The organism is Amycolatopsis sp. NPDC051372, from assembly GCF_040682095.1.
Lineage (GTDB): Bacteria > Actinomycetota > Actinomycetes > Mycobacteriales > Pseudonocardiaceae > Amycolatopsis.
The window spans coordinates 1-7790 of the sequence record NZ_JBFBAF010000078.1 but is presented as its reverse complement, the minus strand read 5'-3'; the positions used below and the strand labels follow the sequence as shown (position 1 = coordinate 7790).

Genomic DNA, 7790 nt, shown 5'->3' with positions numbered 1-7790 from the left:
GATCACGGTGACCCCAGAAGAGACCTACGCCCGGCGGTCCATGCCTCCGCTTCGGAACCTCCCGCCCGCTCAGGCGGACGGGGCCTAAGACCACTCCGAAGGCTCGGGAAAGCCCGGAAGGGGGTGATCTACCACCGACTTCAGGACAAGATAGGCGTTGCTTCCCAACGCACTTCGCGAGAAGACCCGGCCCCGAATGCAACCGTGCCGGGTCTTCCTTAGCGGGAACCACGAAAGCCCCTGAGCCGGTAACGAAGTGGTAGCAAGCTCAGGGGCATGGTGTTGAACGGTTACAGGATTACGCGGCGCACTTCAGGTCGATGGCCCTGTAGCAGCCCCACACGTCCCCATGACCCAGCTCGGCAATGATCTCGGCCGTGGTCACGCCGAGATCGGCGGCCAGTTCCTCGACACCGACGAGACTGCGAATGCTGCCATCGTCCCGTGGAGTGGCGAACCATTGAGCAGCACGCTCGGACAAGCCGCCACCCCCACCTGAAACACGTGATGCATCCGATGCATCCGATGAAGTGATGCCTGATGGTCGCATCGGATCATCATGTGCATCATGTGCATCGGATGTTTCGGGGGATGGCAGTCCGACCGAGGCCCACGCGCGCTCCAGATCCGCCCGCCGGTAGCCGCGCTGCGCGCCCCGCGTCGGCTGGACCGACCGCACCCGAAAATTCTTTGACAGCATCGACCCCAACCGCTTGGCGGTCAGCGCCGTGAAGCCCCGAGACTTGTCCTCACCCCACATGTACGAGTTACGCACGACCAGGGCCTTGAGAACGGTCGCCGTGGGCATGAACCCTTCGGTGCCGAACACCGCGTGCATGTCCTTGATCAGCGCGATATGCGGCTTCTCGTAGACCAGCCCGTCTTCGACGGCAGCGGCCAGACGTTCCATATCCTTGCCGATCACCCGCGCCAGAAGCTGAGGCCAGTCGCCGCCCGCCACGACAGCCACCCGCATCAACGGCCGCCACACCTCCTTACGCCGCCCCGTCAGCCCTGCGGGCAGATCCACGGACAAACCGGTGAACTCATCTGCGACGGCTTCTACAGCGACTTGCAGCCGCTGCGCGAGCAGCGCCACCGGTTCGTCCAGGATTTCCCAGTCGGTCTCGACGATTTCCCCGTTGTTCGCGGGCAGCAGTAGGACCTCGATGGTGCGCGAACGAGTGTCATCGGGCAGGTCCGGGGAGTTGCCCGCCATCGCGACAGCCGCGAAGGTGCTCATCTCCTTCGCATCGAAATTTCCGTCAGCGTTCTTGACCAGCACGGGCCGCGACGCGCCCTTCTTGTACCCGGTGTTCAGGATGGCGACGATGTCCTCGATCCCCTGCTTCTTCCCCGACAGCGACCGGTCGCACTCGTCGATGAGCAGAGTTCGCGGCCCCCTTTCCAGGACTCGGGGGATCAGCGCAGAACTCGACACCGCCGCCATCGCCAGCTTCGCCCTGGAGAGCTTGCCCACGTGTTCGAGCGCGGTGGTCTTGCCCGACCCCGGCAACGGCGAATCGAACAACAACCGGGGCGAGGTGTACAGGGCCTCGATTACCCATGTGTGCGCCGTCCACAACGCGAGCGTCACCGAATCGTCCCCGTCAGGATCAGCGGTGTAGATATGCCTGTCCAGATGGGTACGCACCTCACCCAGCACGCCGAGAAGAACAGCCCGCGCCTCCTCACGCGACTGCCGATCGTTGGTCACACCGCCACCGCCGCCGCCTGCTGAGCGCGGTTCCAGCACGACGCACCCATGCCCCGAGAAATCGACCTCGGGGTCGTAAGCCAATGGCCACAGCCGCCCGTGCACTGCTTCGACACCTTCAGCCCGTGGGCTTCCATCAACTCCACCGCCGCCGGGCTGATCACGTCTTCGAACTGCCGATACAGGAACTCATTGCCGCAGCCATTCGAGGCTGTAGTAGGCTTACTCACTAGACATTCTTCCTGGTAGATGGGTGTTTTCTTTCAGCCCGGTCCGTGTTGCCGCACAGGCCGGGCTTTTCCTTGCTCTCACTCACCCTTGAGCCACTTCGCGAGATCGTCAGGAAAGATCCGCCAGCGCCCCTTCGGCGCGGTCCGCTGGTAGCCCTTCAACTCCCCGGACAGCAGGGCGGCATAGATCGAGTTCTGGTGGCACCCGACAGTGCGGGCGGCCTCGGTGGGGCTCATCGGGGTCACGATCAACACGGTTCTCCTTCACTGACCACAGGCGGTGCAAGAACATGCACCCTATTGCCCTGCGTTCCACTTCGATCCAATCCTAACAGCGCGACCGACAGAGAACGCACCTATGACACCCCTGGTTTGACCCGAACTATGACACCCGCAGCGGGCAACTCTGATACGGTTCACGCAGTATCCGAGAGTGGACGGAGGTAGACCGGCATGGACGACGTTCGGGCTCATGCGTTCGACGACGGCGGCGAACATGACAACGAAGTCCGGTGGTTGCTGCACCAGGCGCGGCGCGGAAACCGACTCGACATGGCCGATCGCATGGCGGTAGCAGGTTGGGTGATGGCTGACCGCAAAGCCCTGGGGCTGACGCAGAGCCGCCTCTGTGAGCTATCCAACGTGCCGGTGCGGACCATCAAGCACATGGAAGCTGGAGGCGTACCGCAGACGTCGACCCTGCTCGCGCTCGTGGACGGCATCACGAAGGCGCATGAGCACGCGACTCCTGTTCCATCAGCCGACCCCGAGTTGAGTGACTCGATGCGGATGTTCATCGACACCGTGGGGCCGATGTTCGAGGAACTCTCGCCGCAAGCGCAGGGTCAAGCGCTGCGGCAATTCGTGTTGTGGCTCAACGAGATCAAGGAGAACGAGTAGGTTGGCACGGCCGCGCAAACAAGAGATCGATATCGACGTGCGCCCGGCGGCGGACTGCACGACGAAGGGCACCAGTCGAACCGGATGGTGCGCACGTCCCGAGGGCGCACCGAAGCCTGGGGGCAAGCGGGACCAGCGGCACCGGCATTTCAAGGATCTGGACCAGGCAAACGATTTCGCTCGGGGTATCCGACGCACCCGGGAGGTTCAACAGCAGGTCGGATTGCCCTCCGGCTACACGGTCGGGGACGCGATCGACGACTATCTCTTGCCCTACAAGTCCCAGAACCCACGGACCTGGCAGTCCTACACGAATTGGCTGCAACCCGCGAAGGACAAGTTCGGGCACTGGCCAGTGTCGGCACTGCGGGAATCCGATGTGATCGAACTCCGGGATGCCCAGTTGGAGCACTGGGTGGTGGACGGCGTGAACCAGATGGTTCGCCACCTCGACAACACACTCGAGCGGCTCCGGAATCTGGGTCAGGCGTACAACGCAGCGGCCATGGTGAAATCCCTGAAGAAGGAGAGGCCCCGCCTGACCTTGGCGCAGATGCGTTCGAGCGTGGACTCGGGGGCCTACAGCCCGGAGGAGATCGCGCGGATTCTGGTCGCGGCCGACGACATCAAGAACACGAACACCCCGGGAATGCGGCCCATGTTCTGGATGTGGATGCTGAACCTGCGGCGCGGAGAGGCCCTCGGCGCGGAGTGGGAGAACATTCTCCTGAAGCGAGATGAGGCGGGGAACGAGCCGGGGCTGTTGGTGAATCAGCAGTGGGTCCACAACCCAGTCACGGGCCTGCATGAACTCGCCAAGGTGAAATCGGCGGCAGGCGACCGACTTCTACGGCTACCACCGCTTGTGACAACCATGCTGGGTGAGGTCCGGGAGTGGCAGACCGAGCAGCACAAGAACGGCCAGTTTCCTGAACTGCCGACGCGGGTCGTGGTGAAGTCCAAGGGCAACAAGGCCGGGCCTGCCGGATCAACGATCAGCAGCACCTCGGTCTATCCGCCCTGGTACGCGCTGCTGGATCGAGCGGGAGTCCGACACCTGAAGCCTCATGCCTGCCGGGCCACGATCATCACGCAGATGAAGAAGCGTGGTGTGGATGAGTACGTGGTGAAGGCATGGGCGGGCCACAGCACTCGGGGCGACGTGACCGAAGAGCACTACACCCACCTGCAACTCGTTCGGTGGGCTGAGGCGGCAGAGGCGTGGCAGGCGATCATTTCGGACATTTTGTCCGAGTTTGGGGCAAAGCGTGACAAGCCCCGCAAGGCCAGTCAGGCATTGCGCCTGGTAGGGGCTTGATTAGCTGACACCTAGCACTCACTGGTACTTGGGTTAATCCCATGAATGCGGGTGGACCAGTATGACTGAGAACCCCTCCTGATCTGCATCAATGTGGATATCGGTGGATGCCATTAGACAGCCGTGAAACCCGGATTTGTGACAAGGTGTGACAAGTCCGGGGGCCATGGCGTCCGCTCCCCACCTCGGAAACACACCTGGTAACCCGTACAAGCGGGAGACAACCGAGAGGTGCGCTGACCCAAATGAGCACCGGGGGAGGGGCTCCGTGGCGGGTGCCGGGGACTCGGAACGCTCCTTGGAATGCGTACGGTCCGCGAGCCACAGAGTGACCCGGTGCGAATCCAACGCCGGTACCCCAGGTAGGGCGGCCCGGTCAGGCACACCAATGCCCCGCCCCTCCCCCACCAGCGTGCGAAATTGGCGACTGTGCCTGAGGGTGCGCCGAAGGATCGGCATGACGGGTCCCTCCCCAGGTAGCTACGAAGCCTGCCGACTGCTGTCTCATAAACGATCGGTTGTTGAGACTGAGACGAGCGGCAAGTTCAGCGCCAGCCACTCTGAGCAAACATGATCAACAACTGTCTTGAAACCATGTCTCAAAACCGTTAGTCTCAAAATCGGCAAAGCAACGGGATTATGAGACAGAAGGCGGTTCAGTGGCGACCATCGGGTACGCACGAGTCAGCACCAACGACCAAGACCCTCAGCTGCAACTCGACGCATTGAAGGCCGCTGGCGCGGAACGCACCTACACCGACCATGGCGTGTCTGGCGCGAAGACTGAACGGCCGGAACTGGATCGGTGCTTGGATCACCTTCGTCAGGGCGATGTGCTGACAGTGTGGAAGCTGGACCGTTTGGGCCGCAACACGGTTCATGTCCTCCAACTGATCGAGCACCTGACCGAGCGAGGGATCGGCTTCCGCAGTCTCACCGAAGGACTGCACACGGACGGGCCGATGGGTAAGGCGATGCTCACGATCATGGCTGCCTTTGCGCAGTTGGAACGAGACACGATGATCGAACGAACTCGTGCTGGATTGGCAGCAGCAGCGGCGAACGGCCGCAAGGGTGGCCGTCCCCGCAAGGTGGGTGACGCGGACGCAGCGAAGGCGAAAGAGCTGAAGTCGAAGGGAATCAACGCACCGGACATCGCGAAGATGCTCGGGTGTTCTCGGGCGACCGTCTACCGCTACTTGTCCGGCGAATGATCGACCGCACCAGGAAGGCAAGGCCCTGGCGCAGACCGGGTTACCTAGCCTACCTGCGCTTCTCCACCTCATCCTGAATCAACCGGCGAGCAGCTTCCCCGTACACAGCCCGATCGGTCAGCACCGCGAACAGCTTGCCGTACAAGGCGATCTCGCGAGGCTGGCTGATATTCAGTTCGGCTGTCACTGTCTCCGCCTGCACGAGCCTGTTGTCGTAGATCACGAACCCGTTCGGTGCCAGCGCCTCAATCACGTTGCGGCGCGGCACAATCCCGAGACTCACGCGGGGCAACGCCATCACCGACAACAGCCGATCCAGTTGCCCCAGCATCACCGAGTCATCTCCCAGGGTCGTCTGCAACACCTGCTCAGCGACAACGAACGAGAACCTTCGGGTGCCGTGATACAGCACCTGCTGCCGCTCGATCCTGGCGGCCATCCCCTCCTCGAGATCGTCCGGAATCGACCGAAACCTGATGACCAGCGCAAGAACTTCCCGAATGTAGGCGGGAGTCTGAAGCAGGCCGGGCACTAGCGACGGCTCATACCAGCGCATCGCAGCCGTCTCAGCCTCCAGCTTCACCGACATCTTCTGGCGACGCTTCGTGCCAGTGCCGAGGATCCGCTGCCACTCCATGTAGGCGGCCTGAATGTTCCGTAACGACGCGACCAGGTCAGGCAACTGGTCAAGGCGACCGGTGTGCTCACACCAGGCGCGCAGGTCGGCTTCGGTGGGGGTTTGCTTGCCGTATTCGATACGGCTGGTCTTGGATTCATGCCAGCCAGCGAGCGCAGCAAGCCTACGGCCGGTCAAGCCCGCATCGCGACGAAGCTCCCGGAGTCTCACCCCGAGAGCTTCGCGTGCCTCATGTGCCGCGCTGGTCACCGCGTCCGCTGGGGAACATAGTCAGCGAGCGGAACAGCGTGCTCCCACACCCGATCCCTCACCTCCCGAATGTAGGCCGCGATCCGCGGATCAGTTGTGACAGCGCCACCGATGAATCGGCCGGTCGGCTCGAACACGGTGAACGCTACGGTCTCATCATCCATCAGCCACCAATCATCGGTGGTCAACAGACTGGGGTCGATACGGTTGCGAGGAAGGTACCGAATCTCCTCACCCGCAACGCTATTGCACTGGACTGCGACCTCCAACGCGAAGTCGGTGTAGTCGGTGTGCGGAACCGTCACCACGCGCGCTCTACGCACCTGCACCCCACGGGCTTTCATTGCCCGCACCCGACCCAACCACCCATCGAGCCACGAGTAATCGTCAGGTTCCCCGGCGAGGAACCGCTCGAACGGCGCGGACTCATCTGGCGTCTCGTAGGTGTCTTTCACCTCCAGGTGGAACGCTTCCCGCTGGCAGGCTGCAAACGGCCCGTGAAACTCCTTACCCGGCAGCAGCAACACCGTAGAACGTCCTCTCGCACACGGGGACCTCGACGGCCGTCTCGTCCTCGTACAGGTCAAGCTGCGCCAAGGTACCGGCGTCGGTCACCGGCCGCCCGGTGAGGAGGAAGGTGCCGCGCCCCGTGTCTTTCAGGCGAGCACCGATGAACCTGTCGTTTCCGACGAAACCCAATAGTAGGTGCGGTATTTCGACCGTCTCCGCCTGCCCGGTCACCCATCCCTGGATTAGGAACGTGCCGTGATCGGTGACGTAGACGGAGGGACACCCATCGCCGGTGGTACCTCCCTTGCCGAGGAACCGAAGTGTGGTGGTCTGTTCAGGTTTCATGACCTGTCCTCCCGTTGCTATGCAGCACCTTGCGGATAGCACGTCCAATGGTCCCCCTGCGTTGTCCGCCTTGCAGTGGTTCGGAAGAACCTGCGCAAGCTGCTGCAAGCTCCTGGAGTTGCCGCAATGTGGCCGTTTAGCGTCGGATCAGGCGTTCGGGGCTGGTGCAGTCGTCTCGGTCCCGGACTGCCTCACCACGGACAAGGGGCTGACATGACCGAGCGCAAAAGGATCTACAGCTTCCCCGGTGGAGTCCTGGAAACAAACGACTACGACGATGGCGAGCCCGGAGGCATCTACGTGGAGTCGTGGACTCCAGGACCGCTCGAACCTTCTCCACAGCCCCCGGCATTTTCGGAGTTCCCGAACCACGACGTAGATGAACTGGGAGCGTAATGCGTTACAAGCCAACATGTCTCGGCTACGCCCGGACCGATGTGTCTGGGCTGGCGCTGCTGTGGGATCAGTCGCAGATTCGGAAGCTCGCGAGCAAGCTCGGCTATGACTTCGCCGACATGGTTGTCTATGACCCGAAGTTCGGGCGGCCACCACTGGCTCGTCTGAAGGCGCAAGCGAGCCGCTTGGACGCTGAAGCCGTGATAGTCCCCGGCCCCGAACACTTCGAAGGTGGGCAGATCCCCGGTGCGCTGGTGCGTCAGCTGGACGTGAT

At 62.5% G+C, this 7790-nt stretch carries 10 protein-coding genes; 4 read left to right on the top strand and 6 right to left on the bottom strand.

Annotated elements, in window-relative coordinates:
- Window positions 1-298: 298 nt before the first annotated feature.
- From AB0M56_RS50155 to AB0M56_RS50145, 3 genes are all read right to left on the bottom strand, one after another.
- The gene (locus tag AB0M56_RS50155) at window positions 299-1219 is read right to left on the bottom strand and encodes a DUF3631 domain-containing protein (protein ID WP_364190665.1); all 921 of its coding nucleotides are present in this window, start codon (window positions 1217-1219) and stop codon (window positions 299-301) included.
- Between the two features lie 494 nt (window positions 1220-1713).
- Complete coding sequence (locus AB0M56_RS50150; protein WP_364190663.1) at window positions 1714-1854, bottom strand: DUF6011 domain-containing protein; 141 nt, start codon at window positions 1852-1854, stop codon at window positions 1714-1716.
- 171 nt (window positions 1855-2025) lie between these two features.
- Window positions 2026-2202: a helix-turn-helix domain-containing protein gene (locus AB0M56_RS50145; protein ID WP_364190660.1), complete on the bottom strand. Its 177-nt coding sequence runs from the start codon at window positions 2200-2202 to the stop codon at window positions 2026-2028.
- Between the two features lie 198 nt (window positions 2203-2400).
- Here AB0M56_RS50145 and AB0M56_RS50140 point away from each other — a divergent pair, with 198 nt between their 5' ends.
- From AB0M56_RS50140 to AB0M56_RS50130, 3 genes are all read left to right on the top strand, one after another.
- The gene (locus AB0M56_RS50140) at window positions 2401-2847 is read left to right on the top strand and encodes a helix-turn-helix transcriptional regulator (protein ID WP_364190657.1); all 447 of its coding nucleotides are present in this window, start codon (window positions 2401-2403) and stop codon (window positions 2845-2847) included.
- Between the two features lies 1 nt (window position 2848).
- Window positions 2849-4165, top strand: a complete 1317-nt coding sequence (locus AB0M56_RS50135; protein ID WP_364190654.1) for a tyrosine-type recombinase/integrase — start codon at window positions 2849-2851, stop codon at window positions 4163-4165.
- A 659-nt stretch (window positions 4166-4824) separates the two neighbouring features.
- The gene (locus AB0M56_RS50130) at window positions 4825-5379 is read left to right on the top strand and encodes a recombinase family protein (RefSeq protein ID WP_364190652.1); all 555 of its coding nucleotides are present in this window, start codon (window positions 4825-4827) and stop codon (window positions 5377-5379) included.
- Window positions 5380-5428: 49 nt separating this feature from the next.
- Here AB0M56_RS50130 and AB0M56_RS50125 read toward each other — a convergent pair whose 3' ends face one another.
- The 3 genes from AB0M56_RS50125 to AB0M56_RS50115 are packed head-to-tail and all read right to left on the bottom strand — an operon-like array spanning window position 5429 to window position 7120.
- Entirely contained in the window at window positions 5429-6226 is a 798-nt protein-coding gene (locus tag AB0M56_RS50125; protein ID WP_364190649.1) for a helix-turn-helix transcriptional regulator, read from the bottom strand.
- 35 nt (window positions 6227-6261) lie between these two features.
- Window positions 6262-6792, bottom strand: a complete 531-nt coding sequence (locus AB0M56_RS50120) for a DUF6879 family protein (protein ID WP_364190646.1) — start codon at window positions 6790-6792, stop codon at window positions 6262-6264.
- Window positions 6773-7120, bottom strand: coding sequence for a hypothetical protein (locus AB0M56_RS50115; protein WP_364190643.1), 348 nt, complete (start codon window positions 7118-7120; stop codon window positions 6773-6775). The genes AB0M56_RS50120 and AB0M56_RS50115 overlap by 20 nt, the downstream gene beginning before the upstream one ends.
- A 395-nt stretch (window positions 7121-7515) precedes the next feature.
- Between AB0M56_RS50115 and AB0M56_RS50110 the strand changes: the two genes are divergently transcribed.
- Window positions 7516-7790: hypothetical protein (locus tag AB0M56_RS50110; RefSeq protein WP_364190641.1), on the top strand; the 275-nt coding region annotated here is incomplete at its 3' end.